The organism is Yersinia fenwicki (genome assembly GCF_043099325.1).
Classification (GTDB): Bacteria; Pseudomonadota; Gammaproteobacteria; order Enterobacterales; family Enterobacteriaceae; genus Yersinia.
Genome location: NZ_CP170755.1, coordinates 667468 through 684833 on the forward strand (window position 1 = coordinate 667468; position 17366 = coordinate 684833).

Here is a 17366-nt window from a genome sequence, read left to right on the forward strand (position 1 = left end):
GCGACCAAAAGTGGCTATTGGAGGATTATTTGATGGATTTATTCCCAGATGCACAGGCCAGCGCTTGCTTACAGCAATTTCGTGCCACGCCGCCATTGGTACATTGTCTGACCAACGAAGTGGTGCAGTCATTTACAGCCAATGTGTTACTCGCACTGGGGGCTTTCCCTGCGATGGTGGTAGAGCCACAAGAGGCGGCGCAATTCAGTACGATGGCGAACAGTTTGCTTATTAATATTGGTACTTTGCATCGGGCGCGAGCAGAGTCGATGCTGAGCGCGATAACCGCGGCGAATCAAGCGGGCACGCCATGGGTACTCGATCCGGTTGCTGTGGGTGGTCTGGCATATCGCACTGATTTTGCCCGTCATTTACTCACCCTAAAACCTGCGGCTATACGCGGAAATGCCTCAGAGATCATGGCATTGAGTGGTATGGCAACCATGGGGCGTGGTGTTGATAGTGTCGATACGTCACGGGCGGCATTACCGGCAGCTCGCCAATTAGCACAGCGCGTCCAGACAGTGGTTGCGGTGACGGGAGAGGTAGATTACATCACTGATGGCCAGCGCGATGTTGCAGTGACCGGTGGCGATAAGCTAATGACTCGTGTGGTCGGAACCGGCTGCGCGTTGTCTGCGGTAGTGGCGGCGTTTTGTGCGCTAGAAGGGGACCGTTTGCACCATGTTGCGACCGCTTGTCGGATTATGTCGCAGGTGGGAGGGCAAGTCTCTCAACACGTTGCAGGGCCGGGGAGTTTTGTGCCAGCCTTCCTTGATGGTCTGTATCAATTGGAAACCCTGACGTATTAAGTCTCGCCTGATTTTATTTCCAAATTCAAATTAATTATGAGCCTCTTTGGGAGGCTTTTTATTATTTAAATAATATTCAGCAAATGTTTTGGCATGGTTTAAAATTTGAATGGAGAGAACTGTCATTTTTTTGTCTTCTTGGTCTTTTTCTACATCCCTGTTTTTTAGTTCCCTAATAAACATATAGGAAAATACAATGGCCATTCTGAATAGTTATAAAATAGCGGCGTTATTTACCATCGGAATATTTGTGGCAGGATGCACTTCAAACGTAACAACCAGCGCGCAATACTCCGGTTTTATTAGTGATTATAGTAAGTTACAAGAAGCTGAATCCGCGAGTGGCCAAAAAGTATTAAGGTGGGTCTCCCCTGATTTTAATGCTAAGAAATACACCGGTGTTTATTATACACCATTGGTCTATTATCCAAGTTCTACACCTACTTATCGAGTAAATCAGAAAACATTAGACGAAATACTGGCTTACGCGAATAAAAGACTTAAAGAAGCTATTAGCCACCAATTGCCGCTAGTCAATTCTCCGAAAAGACGTAATACACTGATTGTTCGGGCCGCCATTACTGCTGTTTCCGCCGAAGATAAAAATCTTGAAGTCTATGAGATGATACCTATCGCCGCTGTTATTGCCGGAACCATGGCAGCCAGTGGTAATAGGGCACAACAAGCCGCACTTTACCTGGAAGTACAGGTTATCGACTCCAATACCGGAAAACCGGTCATTGTCGTGGTACGTAAAGCTTATGGTAAGGAAGTGAGTAACAGTGGTGAACCTATTACCGCTGATGAAGTAAAAAGTACAATAGATGGATTGGTCTACGACATTATTAATTTCAAAGCCAAAAGCCAACCCGCCTCGTAAAATACCTATTACCGTTCAGCCTCTGTGAGGCTATTAATCTGGAGGCTGAGCGGTAACTCTTGAAAGGTTATTCACTGTATCCAGCCTGATGAGTAATATTTAACAGCTCACTTAATTTCATCGGTTTTCCTAACAGATAACCCTGAGCCTCATCACACATTAACGTTTGCAAATGCTCAAGTTGTGCTGTGGTTTCAACCCCCTCAGCGGTCACGGTCATGGACAAGGCATGGCCGAGGTTAATAATACCCTCCACAATCGACTGACCCTCATGGGATTGTGTGAGTTCATCAATAAAGCTTTTATCAATTTTCAGACCATCGAAGGGGAAACGACGCAGATAATTTAGTGACGAATATCCGGTTCCAAAATCATCCATTGATAAACGCACACCCAAGGCTTTCAAGGCTGTCATGGTTTTAAATGCTCCATCTGCATCTTCAATCATTATCCGCTCAGTGATTTCCAGTTCCAGCCGATGACTGGGTAACCCGCTCAACAGTAGGACTTGCCGTACTCGTTCAATTAGCCGTTGGCTTCTGAATTCAATAGCAGAAATATTGACTGATATAATCAGTGATGCCGGCCATGTTACCGCATCCTGACAGGCCTGAAGCATTGTCCAATCACTGATGGCAGTGATAAGGCCGGTTTCTTCTGCCAGAGCAATAAATTGGTCTGGCATCAGCAGCCCCAATACTGGGTGGTTCCAGCGCACCAGTGCTTCAGCTCCGGTGAGTTGCGTTCCTTTAATACGATAGCGCGGCTGATAGTAAAGACTGAATTCATTATGCTTAATCGCCTGGCGCAAGAAGCGTTCCAGTTCACTGCGCTGCATCAGGCGGTCATTCATTTCACTGGAATAGAAACTCCAACGGTTGCTGCCACTGTTTTTAGCCTCATACATGGCAATATCAGCAAAACGCAACAGCTCCTCAGCTTGCATAGAGTCTCGCGGTGCTAAGGCAATACCGATGCTGGCACTGATGAAAATATCTTTCTCATTAATGAGATATGGGCTTTCGATACGTGAGATAACACGGGCACAGAGCTGTTCTATTTCTTTGGTTGAAGATAGTCCGCTAATAATCAGAATGAACTCATCCCCTCCCTGGCGAGCCACTAAATCCTGATCGCGCAAACAGCTTCTCAGGCGTTCAGACACCTGATGTAACACCTGATCGCCCGCGACATGACCGAAAGTATCGTTAACTGGTTTGAATTGATCTAGATCAACATTGAGGATAGCTAACGGATGCGGTGCAGCGGCCAGGTTGCGCAGTTTGTTTTCCAAAAACTCTTTCATTCGCAGGCGGTTGGGTAAACCGGTCAGTGCATCATGGAGAGAAAGATGTTGGATTCGCTCCTGCGCTTCTATCTCTCGGGTGATGTCCGACGCGGTACCCCGAAAACCAATGTTTTGGTCATTTTTAATGATAGGTTTGGCATAAATCCGACAAATACGTTTGTCGCCTTTGGCTGAGAAATAAGTGCATTGCAGCTCATTGCGCGACTCAGTCAAATGTGTGTATTGCAGCCAGGAGCGCAGCGGGATCACGTCACAATTTAACAGTGAATCGAGATTACGTCCCAGCCAGTGCTCAACACTTAGCCCGGTAATAGTTAAGAATCGTTGAGATAGATAAGTGATGCGTAGATCGGCATCCGTTTCCCACAGCCAATCAGTGGCCGCTTCCGCCACGTGACGAAAGCGCTCTTCGCTGGCGATTAACGCTGCTTTATTTTCATCGGCAGCGCGTGCCTCGGTCATGGCACGGCGCAGAACCCACCAACCGCTCAGTCCAAGCACCAAGGCAACCAATCCCAGCAGTGGCAGCAAGATATTGAGTAGTTGAGCGCCTGGCATGTTTTGATTCCAAAGCAGGGTTACACTACTGTTGTCATTCGACGATAATTGTACTGAGGGATTGGACGCGACATCTTTTTCATCTTGGGGAATGCGGAGTTTATGAAGACCGTAATTCTCCCCCAGAATATTCAACTCACTTTGGGTCAATAAGTTGGCGAAGACCAGGACTGACGGCGGGCCAGCAACTGCTTGAACTCGAGGGTCATTGCCAGGGGTGATGGCGGCCGCAGCAATGACTGCCGGTAGCCCATTCACATTGATGATTTCCGTGGCTGCATACTCTTTTTCAGCCTGACTACGCACCGAATCTATAAACGGCGTAATATCTTCGTGGAGCCAGTCTTGTAGGCGGGTATCCGCCAATTGGCCGTTAATGACGGAATAACGAGAGTTACCTTGCCCATCAATAACAAAAATACCCTCATACCCAAAGTTTTTGTAAAGTGATGGCCCCATATTTTGGCTGATAAAGGCCCAGTCAGAGTCAACTGTGACATGCAAATGTTTATAAGCATCCCCCCAAAAAGCGTTATCTTTTATTCTGGCTTTTATGGATTTTTGGCGCATTTCCCATGCTTTTTCCACCATAAACCGACTTTGAGATACCGCCTGTTCATTTAATTGTGAAGCGATGTAGATAATGCCCGCTGCGGCAATAATAATCGTTGCCGCAACTAGCAATGCCATGGCTTGCAAAGTCCGCTTGGCAAAGAAAACATTTTCCCCTCTTGCCCGCGGTTCTGGCGGGGTGGAGTTTGTCATAGTCAATTCCTTTATACCCGTCATCGTCCAAATTGGCTCCAGACTGATTAATTTCTCGCTTACTGCATCTCCCGGTAACTGGAAATCTCTGGGGCATACTTATTAAATATCGGTTTAATCCACAGGAAATGAAGGCTCAGAGGCAATACAAACTAGCATAATTCATCTGACTTATTATTTGAGCTTAGAATAATATGATGTTTTCTTGCTTTTTTTCTTTCGAAAAGAATGAGAATAAAGCCAAATATGCGATTTACCTACCCTATTTACTGCGCTATGAATCTATTTAGGTGTACTGAGATGGTTATGGCCCTGGTAGCGGTCAACAATATGAATTTTTGTCGCAAGGCGTTAAAGTGACTTCAGATTATTATTAATCAAGCTAAGCTTTTTACATCCTGTCGAAATTAATTACCCGCCGAGAGCAAGGAATGAATGACCATGTCTACACTAAATTGGGTTCGCGACACGATAATGCTTAACGTGCAGCGAGTCTTATGTGCTCGGCGCGATTATCTGCCCGTATATGCTGCTGTATTAATACTGGGTATTAGCACTCATAGCGTCAATGCCGCAACACCTTTACCGGCGGTGACAGTCGCAGTGGTGACCTCAGCAACTCCTGATAGCGCATTGCAGTTTCTCGGACGGGTGGAAGCTATTCAGGCAGTGGATGTAACAACCCGAACAGAAGGATTTATTGCCGACAGATTGTTTACTGAAGGCCAGATGGTTAAGCAGGGTGATCTCCTATATGAAATTGATCCAGCTTTGCATCAGGCGTCTGTGACTCAGGCACAAGCCCAGTTAGACAGTGCAACCGCCAGCGCCAACCATGCGCAGGTGAATTTCACCCGCTTACAGCGTTTAGGCAATAACCGCTCGGTCAGCCAGGCTGAGGTCGATGAAGCTCAAGCGCAGCGAGATATCAATCGAGCGGCGGTAGCTCAGGCGCAAGCAAACTTACAGATTCAGCAACTGCAACTCAGTTTTACCCGTATTTATGCTCCGATTAGCGGCCAAATTGGTCATAGTCGCTTCAATGTTGGCAGTTTAATTAACCCAGCCAGTGGCACCTTAGTGAGTATTGTACAACTTGACCCTATTCGGGTGGCTATAGCGGTAAATGAAAGAGATTACATCACTGCCACTTATCAGTTATCCACCACCGGCGCCGCCTCTACCAGCGACAACAGCGCATTGGCATTTGTGCATTTTACTCCGCATATTCAACTGGCAAATGGTAAGCAATATCCAGAAAGCGGTATTTTTGAATCTGTTGATAATCAAATTGATAAACAGACCGGCACGGTGACGATTCGCACCCGTTTTGATAACCCTCGACATTTGTTATTGCCCGGTGGGGTGGTGAATGTGTCGCTGGCTGCCGAAACGGCAAAAGCGGTTACCGCCATCCCAATTGCCGCATTGCAACAGAATAAGCAGGGCCATTTTGTGTTGGTAGTTACAGACAAAGATCAGGTAGAAGTGCGGCCGGTTACCCTCGGCGAGCAGTTTGAACAGCAATATGAAGTGAAAGATGGGCTGAAAGTGGGCGAGAGAGTGATTGTGTCGGGGCTACAGCATGTTCGTCCGGGTATGACAGTGAGCGCCAGTGTTGCGACGCCACTGACTGCGAACTAAGAGGAAGGACAGATGCTACATTTCTTTATTCGTCGCCCCAAATTCGCCATTGTTATTGCGCTAGTGATAACCCTTGTTGGCTGGGTGTCACTGCATGTGATTCCAGTCGAACAATATCCGGATATCACGCCGCCGGTTGTGTCGGTCAGTGCTGTTTATCCGGGAGCCAGTGCCCGCGATGTGGCGCAAGCTATTGCGTCGCCGCTGGAGGCTCAGGTCAATGGTGTCAGCAATATGCTGTATATGGAGTCCACCAGTGGCAATAACGGTAGCTATCAACTGAGTATTACTTTTGCCAGCGGTACTGACCCCGATATGGCGGCGGTTGAGGTGCAAAATCGTATTTCTCAGGTGAGCGCTCAGCTCCCGGCTGAAGTGAATGAGAACGGTATTTCAGTGCGCAAACGCGCTTCTAACCTGCTACTAGGTGTGAGTGTCTTTTCACCGAAACAGACTCATGACGCCTTATTTGTGAGTAACTACACCAGCATACAGCTGCGTGATGCTATTGCGCGAATCAATGGTGTGGGTGATGTGCAGGTGTTTGGTGCGAGGGATTACAGCATGCGCGTGTGGTTGAATCCGCAACGCATGGAGTCTCTGAATGTTAGCGTGCAGGACATTGTAGCTGCATTACAACAGCAGAACGTGCAGGCAGCAGCAGGACAGGTTGGCTCGTCGCCGTCGACGCCAGACCAGCAGCAAACCCTGACCATTAGCGGGCAAGGGCGGCTAAGTGACCCTCAGGAATTTGCCAATGTCATTATTCGCAGCAATTCCCAGGGGGGAATGATTCGGCTGGGTGATGTTGCACGCGTGGCGCTCGGGGCGCAAAACTATCAAGTCAGTGCGGCACAAAACCAAACTGAGTCAGCCTTTTTGGTAGTTTATCCGGTACCCGGTGCCAATGCGTTAAATGTGGCAAATGGCGTGCGGGATGAGATGGCTCGCCTGTCAGCCTCTTTCCCTCCCGATCTGACCTATGAAATCAACTACGATTCCACTTTGCCGGTCACCGCAACCTTGCACGAAATCGCGCTTTCACTGACATTGACGCTGATTGTGGTGTTAGCGGTGGTGTATCTGTTTTTACAAAGTATGCGGGCGACCTTCATTGTCGCGCTCACCATTCCGGTTTCACTGCTGGGCACCTTTGCTGTGTTGTATGTCTTTGGTTATTCAGCAAATACGCTCAGTCTATTTGCTATTATCTTGGCCCTGACTATTGTGGTGGATGATGCCATTGTGGTGGTCGAAAACGTCGAGCGTTTATTATCAAATGATCCAGATCTCACCCCAGCGCAAGCAACCAAACAGGCAATGAGCCAGATTGCAGGGCCAATTATTGCCACCACACTGGTGCTGATGGCGGTATTTGTGCCCATTGCTATCTTGCCCGGCATTGTTGGAGAGCTGTATCGACAGTTTGCTGTCACCCTCTCGGCAGCGGTTATTTTATCCAGTATCAATGCATTAACCTTGAGCCCCGCGCTATGTGCGGTATTACTTAAGCGCCGTACGTTGTCGACTACCGGCGTGTTTGGTGGTATCAACCGCGGGTTGGACAGTGCCCGTGATGGCTATGTCTCATTAACAGGACGAATCAGTAGCCGCGCCGTATTCAGTATTGCCGCATTGCTGTTGGTGGGATTGGCAACCTGGTGGGGCTATAGCCGCTTGCCGACCTCATTCTTGCCGGAAGAGGACCAGGGCTATTTCTTTGTCAGCTTGCAGCTGCCCGATGGGGCGTCTTTGAATCGCACACAGACGGTAATGGAGCAGATGTACCAGCAGGTCACTGCCAATGATGCGGTCGAGGATGTGATCAAAATCACTGGGTTCAGCTTGCTTAGTGGCAATAATTCGCCGAATGCCGGTTTTGCGATTGTGATGCTCAAACCTTGGGGGCAACGGCCACATATTGATCAGGTGCTGGCGAGTATTCAGGCCAATCTGGCGGCCATTCCCTCCGCGATGATCATGGCAGTTAACCCACCGGCGATTGCCGGTTTAGGCAGTGCTTCGGGTTTTGATTTGCGGATTCAAGCCCTGTTGGGGCAAACCCCACAGGAACTGGCACAGGTGAGTCAGGGGGTTATTTTTGCTGCTAATCAAGACCCAAAACTGAGCCGGGTATTTACCACCTTCAGTGCTTCAGTCCCTGAAACTAACCTAAGTATTGATCGCGATCGTGCGGCGTTATTACAGGTGCCAGTTAGCCGTATTTTCCAGACTTTACAGACCTCACTTGGGGGGATGAATGCCGGTGATTTCACCCTCAATAACCGTATGTTTAGAGTGCAATTACAAAATGATATGGATTTCCGTCAGCGTACCGCGCAGATCAACAGTTTAAATGTGCGCAGTGATAACGGCGTATTGGTCAGTTTAGCGAATCTAGTCACTTTGACCCCCTCAGTTGGCGCGCCGTTTATCAGTAATTTTAATCAGTTCCCCTCGGTAGCGATTAGCGGATCTGCGGCTGATGGGGCCAGTTCTGGACAGGCAATGGCGGCGATGGAGGCGCTATTGGCACAGAATTTACCGCAAGGTTATAGCTATAGCTGGAGCGGGATGTCATGGCAAGAGCAGCAAACCGGCGGGCAGGTCGTGTTTATTTATCTGGCGGCGTTAGTGTTCGCTTACCTGTTCCTGGTGGCTCAGTATGAAAGCTGGAGCATACCGCTGGTGGTGATCCTCTCGGTGGTATTTGCGGTAGGCGGTGCGGTTGCAGGGTTGTCAGCGATGGGCTTTGCCAATGATGTGTACGCACAAATCGGACTGGTGCTCTTGATAGGGCTGGCGGCCAAGAATGCGATATTGATTGTCGAATTCTCCAAAGCCCGGCGGGAAGAGGGGGCGACTATTGCACAGGCAGCACAAGATGGCGCCAAACAGCGTTTCCGCGCGGTGATGATGACGGCAATCTCGTTTATCCTTGGCGTGATGCCGTTGGTGTTTGCCAGTGGTGCGGGAGCAATGAGTCGTCAGATTATTGGTATCACTGTGTTTGGCGGGATGTTGATGGCCACCGCTGTTGGAATTTTGTTTATTCCTGCCCTGTATCTGCATATTCAGCGGTTACGCGAATGGGCAAAATCGCGTAAACAGCCTTCGGATAATGACCCACAGCATTAATTAACCAAAATCCGATTTCCCGCACTAAAGTGCTATAGTCGGCGACGAGTTGATATCTGAAAACCTGAACGAGGTTTGTGTATCAACTCCTCGCCTTTTATCATTCATTCGTTGAGATGAATACCTGCGTTTAGTAGTAAAAAAGATCATTATTTTTATGGATATTTATTAGTGATAGATGTTTAATCACTCTGATATAAATATTGCTATTTGATGTGGCCTATATGTTTTCTTAATGTCAAAATTTCGTGAGGTTAAAATATTGCGATGGCAGCATCATTATTATTGATTTATTGACTCCGGGTTTTATGCGGCATACCGATTTTTTTCAAAATAGTGTTGCAACGCTATTTTTCTAGTCCGTAATATTAATATAGATTTTTGGCTGTGAAGAATACCTCAGTGATTTTGTATTCATCTTATATCAGATATCGCAAGACGATTTTATGTCTAAAATAAAAAACCTGATAGTCAACATTATGTATCTTAGTTATTATTGGGGATGAAAGAAGAGAGCACATGATTTTTGCAAAAAACACTTATGGTATAATCAATGAGCATCTCGAGCATATATGGGAAATGGATGAAGAAGTAAGAAAGAAAACATCTATATAGCTATATTTTGATAGCTATATTTTGCCAAGAAACCATATATCGCGGAGTATGGTACATAAGATAGTGAGATGAATGATGATTGCGGGGGCATTATCGTCAACAGAGACAGATTGATCGATTTCAAATGATCTGAAGAGTTCCTCTGACAATGCTATATCTTCGAGTTTGACTGATTAGTGACCATGAGAGAAGTTTATCTGGCGTATAAGCTTCACTTATGTAGTTGGTCGCAGCATAAAATATGTATCTGATTTTTATAGTGAATTTGATATAAAAATCCATTTTTTTCGTTATTTTATGGTTGTTATTAATGCATTTTGGGTGATAATAAGTTAATATATCTTAATAATTGCAGGCTAGGTCACCTACGCACCTCCTCGTTTTACAACTATTCTTATAAATATCTCACGAAATTTTAATACTAATTGGGTATTGCTGCGCACCATCATTTTCATACTTTATGCAGTGGAACTATCAGGAACATAAGGAAGAAAAAATGGGACTACGAAGAAAAAGTGTTAAACCTATGCAAATCAACGACATTACGATCATTGATGATGTTAAACTAAAGAAAGCTATCACTGCAGCTGCGCTGGGCAACGCTATGGAGTGGTTCGACTTTGGGGTCTATGGTTTTGTCGCATTTGCACTTGGTCAGGTGTTTTTCCCCGGCGCTGACCCCGGTATTCAGATGATTGCCGCACTGGCGACTTTTTCCGTTCCTTTCCTGGTTCGGCCTCTCGGTGGCCTATTCTTCGGTGCATTGGGTGATAAGTATGGGCGACAAAAAGTTCTGTCAGTCACCATCATTATTATGTCAGTCAGTACCTTCTGTATTGGGTTGATTCCCTCCTATGCTTCGATAGGTATTTGGGCGCCCATCTTGCTGTTATTAGCCAAATTGGCGCAGGGCTTTTCGGTTGGCGGCGAATATACCGGTGCAGCTATTTTTGTTGCTGAGTATTCACCGGACAGAAAACGTGGCTTCCTCGGCAGTTGGCTGGATTTTGGTTCCATTGCCGGTTTTGTTCTTGGGGCGGGAGTTGTATTACTGATATCCAGTATTGTCGGCGAGGCTAGTTTCCTTGAATGGGGATGGCGTATCCCGTTCTTTGTGGCAGCCCCATTAGGGCTTATTGGTATCTATTTGCGCCATGCGCTGGAAGAAACACCGACTTTCCAGCAACACGTCGACAAAATAGATAACGACTCGCGCCATAATATTGCTCAGCCACCGAAGGTTTCTTTCCGCGAAATTCTGACTAAACAATGGAAGAACCTGACTATTTGTGTCGGTATGGTGATTGCAACTAACGTCACTTATTACATGCTGCTGACCTATATGCCGAGCTATCTGTCTCACAGCCTGCATTATTCAGAAGATCACGGTGTATTAATTATTATTGCCATCATGTTGGGTATGTTATTTGTTCAGCCCGTCATGGGGTTAATGAGTGACCGATTTGGCCGTAAACCTTTTGTTATATGCGGCAGTATTGGGCTGTTTATTCTCGCTATCCCAAGCTTCATTTTGATTAACAGTGGCATTATCGGTTTGATATTCTGTGGCTTGTTGATTCTGGCGATTTTACTTAACTGCTTTACCGGTGTGATGGCATCGATATTACCGGCAATGTTCCCAACCCATATTCGCTACAGCGCACTGGCTATTGCCTTTAATATCTCTGTATTGGTTGCAGGCCTGACACCGACAGCAGCCGCATGGTTGGTTGAAACCACTCAGAATCTGTTTATGCCAGCTTATTATCTGATGGTGGTAGCGGTTATTGGTTTGGTTACTGGGGTGTTTATGAAGGAAACGGCAAATAAGCCGTTGAAAGGGGCTACACCTGCGGCTTCAGATAAGGCCGAAGCCAAAGAGATATTGCAGGAACATCATGATCACATTGAACAAAATATTGAGGATATTGACGAGCAAATAGTGGAGCTTGAGAAAAAAAGAAAGAATCTGATTGCTCAACATCCGGATATTAATTAAAACTGTTTGAGAGGAGTATCACAGTTTTAGTTTGATCTGGATCAATAAAATTCTTTTCTATACAATAGCTTACGTTTCCATTCAAATCTGTCTTTGACCCTCCCCTTGGGGGAGGGTTTAAATTATCGGTCATGATTCCAACTTACCTAAATATTTTCCTCTTACCGGAAGGATACCATGACAGTGAAAAAGACATTTGCTTCAACTGCCCGACTGGCTATTATTGCTTTAGCCGCCGTCACTTTCAGCCATTTCGCCTTGGCGACGACACAAACAGAATTTTTGGCTCAACATGGTTTATCTGGAAAAACCACTGAGCAGATGATTGAAACTATCGATCAATCCAAACAAGAACGGCCTTTGTCCTATTCAGCTGCGGTAACAGGGACTGAATTAAAATTATCAGATGGGCAGCAGCAGTTTTCTTTCCCGGTGGGAGATAAGTTCTATCTCTCATTTGCTCCTTATATAAACCAAACCCATCCCTGTTTTAACCACAGTTTATCAGGCTGTCGTGGTGAATTGGCTGATACCGTATTTGATGTGAAAATTACTGATAAAGCCGGGAAAGTTATTCTGCAAGATACACTGAGCAGCTATCAGAATGGTTTTATTGGTGTGTGGTTACCACGTAATATAGAAGGGACGATTGAAATGAGCTATCAAGGTCTCAAAGCGATATCACCTTTTGCGACCCAAGCTGAAAGCCAAACTTGTATGACAACATTGCATTTGCAGAAATAATCCTGACTACAGTCAGTCTAAGATAAAGGTTAATTAGATAATCAGCTTAGCGGCTGATTGTCTATTATTGGGTATCTTTAGAGGTGCGTAATATCATATTATTGGTGTTTTTAAATTATTAAATCCTGTCTATGCTTGTTATGTTGGTTTAAAATGTCATGGTAAGATAATTTTTATTTAAAATTATTAAAAATAAAATACTCGATGAATAAGTTATTTATAAAAAAACACTTTTTGAGCTATAATCTTTTTCTTTATGATGCCATATGTAATCTTAGACAAAAACAACCAATGTCATCAGTATTTCCTCTCTGAATTTCCGACTGATGTTTATCATAATCGGTTTTATTATGTACAGAAGATTTCATTATGTTTCAACTGATACAAAGTGTTTTGACCAGTTCTTTTAATGCGGTGTGCATTATCTATTTTTGTATCTCGTTACCTTATCTATATATTCTTACCCGAAAAGATCCCAATCAACTTCATTATAAAATTTTGATGGGGATAATTGCAGGTTTTACAGCAACTTACCTGGCCGATTTTCATAATCAAACCAGTACTACACTGTATGGATTGATCATCAGTCCGATTGTGCTTACCGCATTGGTTTTCGGCCCCATTTCATTATTGGTCAGTTATGTTATTCATGCTATTTTTGTGTTCGGCTTATCACCGTTTTATGATATTTTTATAATGTCCTTTATGTTCTTATCAATAGCACTGAAAATTTGGGATAACAAAAAATATTATACTTTCTTTCTCTCGATATTCATTCCTCAGTGCATAAATATAGCCCTTAATTTTGATAGGCTAGTACATTTGGGATTTCTTCCTCGTTCCATATTTAAATCAGCAATGAGTATCATCCTACTCTCAATGCTCTATCTGATTTTTACCCGCTTTAAAAAAACATTCAGCAAATTCTCTATTCTGAAATTTCAGTCCTCGACTGACCAACTCACTAAGCTACCGAATAGATTTAGTATCAATCGTCATTTGGATAATTTTAAGCAAACACGAAAAGACTGCTTTATTGCTTTGATTGATATAGATTTTTTCAAAAAGGTCAATGATGGTCATGGTCACTCGGCGGGTGATAAAATTTTATATGATATTGCTCAGGAGCTGAAATCAATAATTAGAGGAAATGATTTTCTGGGGCGTTATGGTGGTGAGGAGTTTCTGTTGTTGATTCATACTGCTGATAGAAAGATTGCTAGTGAGATTTTGGAACGAATTATTTTACATATTCGAGACACCCTATTTTTTACTCCGGACAACCACTCTTTAAACATTACTATCTCAATTGGTGCCGCTTTGTATGTCAAAGATAGCTCATTTGATGATGCCATTGAGTTAGCAGATAAAGCCCTCTATCAGGCGAAAAATAGCGGCAGAGACCAGTCTGTTCTGTTCTAGAGTTAGCCTTTGGGATAAAGCCTGAATTTACTTAACCTATGTTGTTCCAGCTGATTTTGTTTTAACTTAGGTCAATATTTCGCATAAAAGGCAAAGGTTGGCTATGGGTCGAGAAAAAGTGGTTGTCGTCATTGATATGCAAAATGGCGTTTTAGCTAATCCTCGTTTTGATAGCGCCGGTAGAGTAGCCCGTATTAATCAACTGATAGATCATGCTGACCAGGTTATTTTCATACAGCACATTGAAGATGAAATGACCGAGGGGAGTGAGTTGTGGCAGCTATTGCCGGAGCTTCATCACCCTGAAAGCGCAATATCTGTGAACAAAACGGCTTGTGATTCGTTTTATCGAACTTCACTCGATAATGTTATTGCTAAATTGGGGGCGACTCATCTCACTATCTGCGGTTGTGCCACGGATTATTGTGTTGATACCACAGTTAAAATTGCAGCTAGCAAGGGATACGCTCTGACCATTGCCTCTGATGCCCATACCACTGCGGATAGGCAACACGTCACAGCCCAGCAGCTTATCGCGCAACATAATGAAGTTTGGTCCGAACTTGCCATTCCGGGAAATCGTATTACTGTAAAAACCACACAGCAAATTCTTGCAGATTGGGCTGGTTAAATGTTTTGGATATATTTTCTTAATGCTATTTATCTAAGATAATTTGGGGAGCGTTTTTACTCCCCATTTTTGACTTAATCCAATGCTTCTTCTTGCACTTCTAATACATGATATGCCGTTGAACAGAATAATGAGTTCAAGCGCTTCATATCCCCCAATAATCCCATATGCAAGCTACTGGTCTCAATACTTAGCACGTTTTGTTGATGCAAGCGCTCAACGTGAGCATGAGAGTAACGGCGGTTTAGTAAGCGAAAACGATGTTTGGCGCGGCGCAGGCGCTTGGCATTATTGATATCGCGCGATAAAAACACTGACATCCCTAAATCCAGATTCGTCACCAACCGGGCATGCAGGGTATTTAATTCCTCCAACCCTTCGGCTGAAAACGGCTTACGCGCATTGAGTGATTTGGCGGCGACATCCGAGGTCATGCGGCCAATAATATCGCCCGCTTGCTGCAGATTGACTGCGGTATCAATAATTTCAGCCCATCGCCGTGAATCAATCTCACCTAATTCATCTTGCTGAATTTGGGCTAAATACAGTTTTATCGCGCTATACAGCATGTCGACTTCATCTTCCAACAAGCTCACTTCATGCTTTTGCTGTTTATTACCTTCCAACACTTCCTTAAAGCGAAATAACATCTGCTCTAGCACATCCCCCATGCGCAGGGTTTCCCGTACTGCGTTGGCTAATGCCAGTGACGGAGTATCGATAGCGGTAATATCGAGATAGCGCGGTGCTGAGGGTTGTGCGGTATTGGGATCATCACTGACTAACCGGCTACAAATACGAGCCATCACTCCAACAAGTGGCAACATCAACAAGCAGCGCAGCAGGTTATAGAAAACATGGAAGTAAATAACCACTTCGGCGGCAGGTAAGTCTCGCCCGAACAGCCATTGCCCTAACATATTGATCCAGGGAAGCACCAAAATACAGCCAATAACCTTAAATAGCAGGCTCCCCAACACCACTTGACGGGAGACGGCATTCTGCCCACGGCTACTGATTAAGGCCAGAAATCCGCTGCCCAGATTTGAACCAATTACAATGCAGAGCGCGATATTCAGCGGCACCAGACCGGTGGCCGCGAGTGTCGCGGTCAGCAGCACGGCAGCTAAACTGGAATAACTGATCATGGCAAACAGCGCGCCAATCAGTAGCGCCAGAATGGTATCGCCGGTCAGGGAGGAGAAAATAGCCTGAACCGCAGTCGCCTGTGTAATCGGCCCGGCAGCGGTGACAATCAGTTGCAGCGCCAGAATAATCAGCCCGAGACCAATACACACTCGCCCCATCTGGCCCACACGCGCTTTGCGTTGCCCGAGGAAGACAATTACCCCGCCCAAAATCAGCAGGGGCGACAACCAGGAGAGATCAAAGGTCAGCACCCGCGCCATGAGTGCGGTGCCGACATCGGCCCCTAGCATAATCACCAGGGCAGGGGACAATGAAATCAGTCCCTGAGAGACAAAGGAAATCACCAGTAACGCCGTAGCATTACTGCTTTGTACCAGCGCGGTGACGCCAATCCCAGCCATAAATGCCGTTGGTTTTTTCTGGATACTGGCGCTCAGAACTCGGCGTAAATCAGCACCATAAACCCGCATAATACCTGTACGGACGATGTGTGTGCCCCACACTAGCAGGGCGACGGATGAAAGCAGATGAAGCAGTGTCAGCATGGTCAGTCTCAGATTGTGGTGAGTGGCTCCAGATTATTCCCGTCATTCTTCAAGCTGCATGTGCGTTAGCTGCCTTCGCTCACCCCAGTCACTTACTTGTGTAAGCTCCCGGGGATTTTCTCAGTTGCCGTCTTCCTGCAACTCGAATTATTTTGGGCATAGGTGAAATTGCTTAAGGATTGATAGATAGTATCCAGAAGCCTTTTATTATCAACGGTTTGCAGTATTTTTACCGGTTTGCCCTGTGGGGCCGGAATGCCGACATCCAAACGCAGATTCTCCGGGCTAAAGCGTAATGTCATACCACGGGTCAGTGCCCCTCCCAGCGCAACATCAATATAGTCGCGAGTGGTGGCTACAATGCTTTTATCCAGTAACCAGGCGACAACCAATGCGTCATGAACCCAACAGCCCGGCAGACCGCGTGTTTGCATCGAGTAGCTGATCCACGGGCGCAGGGTTTCTACCAGATAGCGGCTGAGTGGCGAGTCAATTTGCGCTATCTTATCCAAATCTTGATGCAGCATTTGGGTCTGCGTAGTGACATCCAAAGGTGCTAGTGTAATGTTAGCACCGCTGGTCAGCACCACATGTGCAGCTTCGGGATCGATACCAAAATTAGTGTCTTTAAGATAACCCTCGACATTAAAGACACCTCCCATGATAGCAATTTCTGCCACCGATGACGCCATTTGCGGGTAAAGCTGCATGGCATGGGCGATATTTGTCAGTGGGCCAATAGCCACTAAGGTTATTTCACCGGGGTTATTGCAAATTAACTCACCGATGGCGTGGGCCGCTAACGGCGCGCCGGAAGCCACCTTGGGTGGCACGGGTGTTTGTTGCCAAAGTGCGGTTAATCCATTTCTGGCAGCACCATTATCGAGTTTATCGCGCCAAAGTGCCGCTGGCTCCACCAGAGCTTGCGACGCGCCTCGAATGATGGGGATATCTAATCCCAGACGGCTCACTAAATCATGGGCAACAGAAAATCCTACTTCGCTTGGGGTATTTCCCGCCACGATAGTGATTAATTCTAATGTTATTTCTGGGGCGGCGATGGCAAGTGCGAGTGCCAAACCATCATCGACATTGGCGCCGGGTACGCCATTTCCTGGGTCACAATCAATAATTAAACGCATGTTTTTAACTTTT

At 45.7% G+C, this 17366-nt stretch carries 11 protein-coding genes; 8 read left to right on the forward strand and 3 right to left on the reverse strand.

The features are described from left to right. Positions 1-32: 32 nt before the first annotated feature. Positions 33-812, forward strand: coding sequence for a hydroxyethylthiazole kinase (gene thiM / locus ACF3VQ_RS03030; RefSeq protein WP_392433342.1), 780 nt, complete (start codon positions 33-35; stop codon positions 810-812). A 196-nt stretch (positions 813-1008) separates the two neighbouring features. Beyond that, on the forward strand, positions 1009-1692 hold the full coding sequence (locus ACF3VQ_RS03035; RefSeq protein WP_392433343.1) for a DUF3313 domain-containing protein: 684 nt from the start codon (positions 1009-1011) through the stop codon (positions 1690-1692). A gap of 67 nt (positions 1693-1759) precedes the next feature. Here ACF3VQ_RS03035 and ACF3VQ_RS03040 read toward each other — a convergent pair whose 3' ends face one another. Next, positions 1760-4324 carry an EAL domain-containing protein gene (locus tag ACF3VQ_RS03040; RefSeq protein ID WP_392433344.1) on the reverse strand — a complete coding sequence of 855 codons (2565 nt, stop codon included), beginning with the start codon at positions 4322-4324 and terminating at the stop codon, positions 1760-1762. 441 nt (positions 4325-4765) lie between these two features. Here ACF3VQ_RS03040 and ACF3VQ_RS03045 point away from each other — a divergent pair, with 441 nt between their 5' ends. The 6 genes from ACF3VQ_RS03045 (at position 4766) to ACF3VQ_RS03070 (ending at position 14517) form a co-directional block, all read left to right on the forward strand. After that, positions 4766-5968 carry an efflux RND transporter periplasmic adaptor subunit gene (locus ACF3VQ_RS03045; protein WP_392433345.1) on the forward strand — a complete coding sequence of 401 codons (1203 nt, stop codon included), beginning with the start codon at positions 4766-4768 and terminating at the stop codon, positions 5966-5968. Between the two features lie 12 nt (positions 5969-5980). Beyond that, positions 5981-9106, forward strand: coding sequence for an efflux RND transporter permease subunit (locus tag ACF3VQ_RS03050; RefSeq protein ID WP_392433346.1), 3126 nt, complete (start codon positions 5981-5983; stop codon positions 9104-9106). Between the two features lie 1141 nt (positions 9107-10247). Continuing rightward, positions 10248-11720, forward strand: coding sequence for a glycine betaine/L-proline transporter ProP (gene proP, locus ACF3VQ_RS03055; protein WP_392435427.1), 1473 nt, complete (start codon positions 10248-10250; stop codon positions 11718-11720). 183 nt (positions 11721-11903) lie between these two features. Then, entirely contained in the window at positions 11904-12464 is a 561-nt protein-coding gene (cueP, locus tag ACF3VQ_RS03060; RefSeq protein WP_392435428.1) for a copper-binding periplasmic metallochaperone CueP, read from the forward strand. Between the two features lie 369 nt (positions 12465-12833). After that, entirely contained in the window at positions 12834-13886 is a 1053-nt protein-coding gene (locus tag ACF3VQ_RS03065) for a GGDEF domain-containing protein (RefSeq protein WP_392433347.1), read from the forward strand. A gap of 103 nt (positions 13887-13989) precedes the next feature. After that, entirely contained in the window at positions 13990-14517 is a 528-nt protein-coding gene (locus tag ACF3VQ_RS03070) for an isochorismatase family protein (RefSeq protein WP_392433348.1), read from the forward strand. A gap of 74 nt (positions 14518-14591) precedes the next feature. Here the strand turns inward: ACF3VQ_RS03070 and ACF3VQ_RS03075 are convergent, their stop codons facing one another. Both ACF3VQ_RS03075 and ACF3VQ_RS03080 read right to left on the reverse strand, forming a co-directional pair. Then, positions 14592-16211 carry a Na/Pi cotransporter family protein gene (locus ACF3VQ_RS03075; protein ID WP_392433349.1) on the reverse strand — a complete coding sequence of 540 codons (1620 nt, stop codon included), beginning with the start codon at positions 16209-16211 and terminating at the stop codon, positions 14592-14594. A 92-nt stretch (positions 16212-16303) separates the two neighbouring features. Further along, complete coding sequence (locus tag ACF3VQ_RS03080) at positions 16304-17353, reverse strand: nucleoside hydrolase (protein WP_392433350.1); 1050 nt, start codon at positions 17351-17353, stop codon at positions 16304-16306. Between the last annotated feature and the right edge of the window lie 13 nt (positions 17354-17366).

Bases quoted from the DNA above. Each gene is read 5' to 3' on its own strand.
- ACF3VQ_RS03050 (WP_392433346.1), top strand. From the start codon at position 5,981: ATGCTACATTTCTTTATTCGTCGCCCCAAATTCGCCATTGTTATTGCG.
- ACF3VQ_RS03045 (WP_392433345.1), top strand. From the start codon at position 4,766: ATGTCTACACTAAATTGGGTTCGCGACACGATAATGCTTAACGTGCAG.
- ACF3VQ_RS03075 (WP_392433349.1), bottom strand. From the start codon at position 16,211: ATGCTGACACTGCTTCATCTGCTTTCATCCGTCGCCCTGCTAGTGTGG.
- ACF3VQ_RS03065 (WP_392433347.1), top strand. From the start codon at position 12,834: ATGTTTCAACTGATACAAAGTGTTTTGACCAGTTCTTTTAATGCGGTG.
- ACF3VQ_RS03040 (WP_392433344.1), bottom strand. From the start codon at position 4,324: ATGACAAACTCCACCCCGCCAGAACCGCGGGCAAGAGGGGAAAATGTT.
- ACF3VQ_RS03080 (WP_392433350.1), bottom strand. From the start codon at position 17,353: ATGCGTTTAATTATTGATTGTGACCCAGGAAATGGCGTACCCGGCGCC.
- thiM (WP_392433342.1), top strand. From the start codon at position 33: ATGGATTTATTCCCAGATGCACAGGCCAGCGCTTGCTTACAGCAATTT.
- proP (WP_392435427.1), top strand. From the start codon at position 10,248: ATGCAAATCAACGACATTACGATCATTGATGATGTTAAACTAAAGAAA.
- ACF3VQ_RS03070 (WP_392433348.1), top strand. From the start codon at position 13,990: ATGGGTCGAGAAAAAGTGGTTGTCGTCATTGATATGCAAAATGGCGTT.
- ACF3VQ_RS03035 (WP_392433343.1), top strand. From the start codon at position 1,009: ATGGCCATTCTGAATAGTTATAAAATAGCGGCGTTATTTACCATCGGA.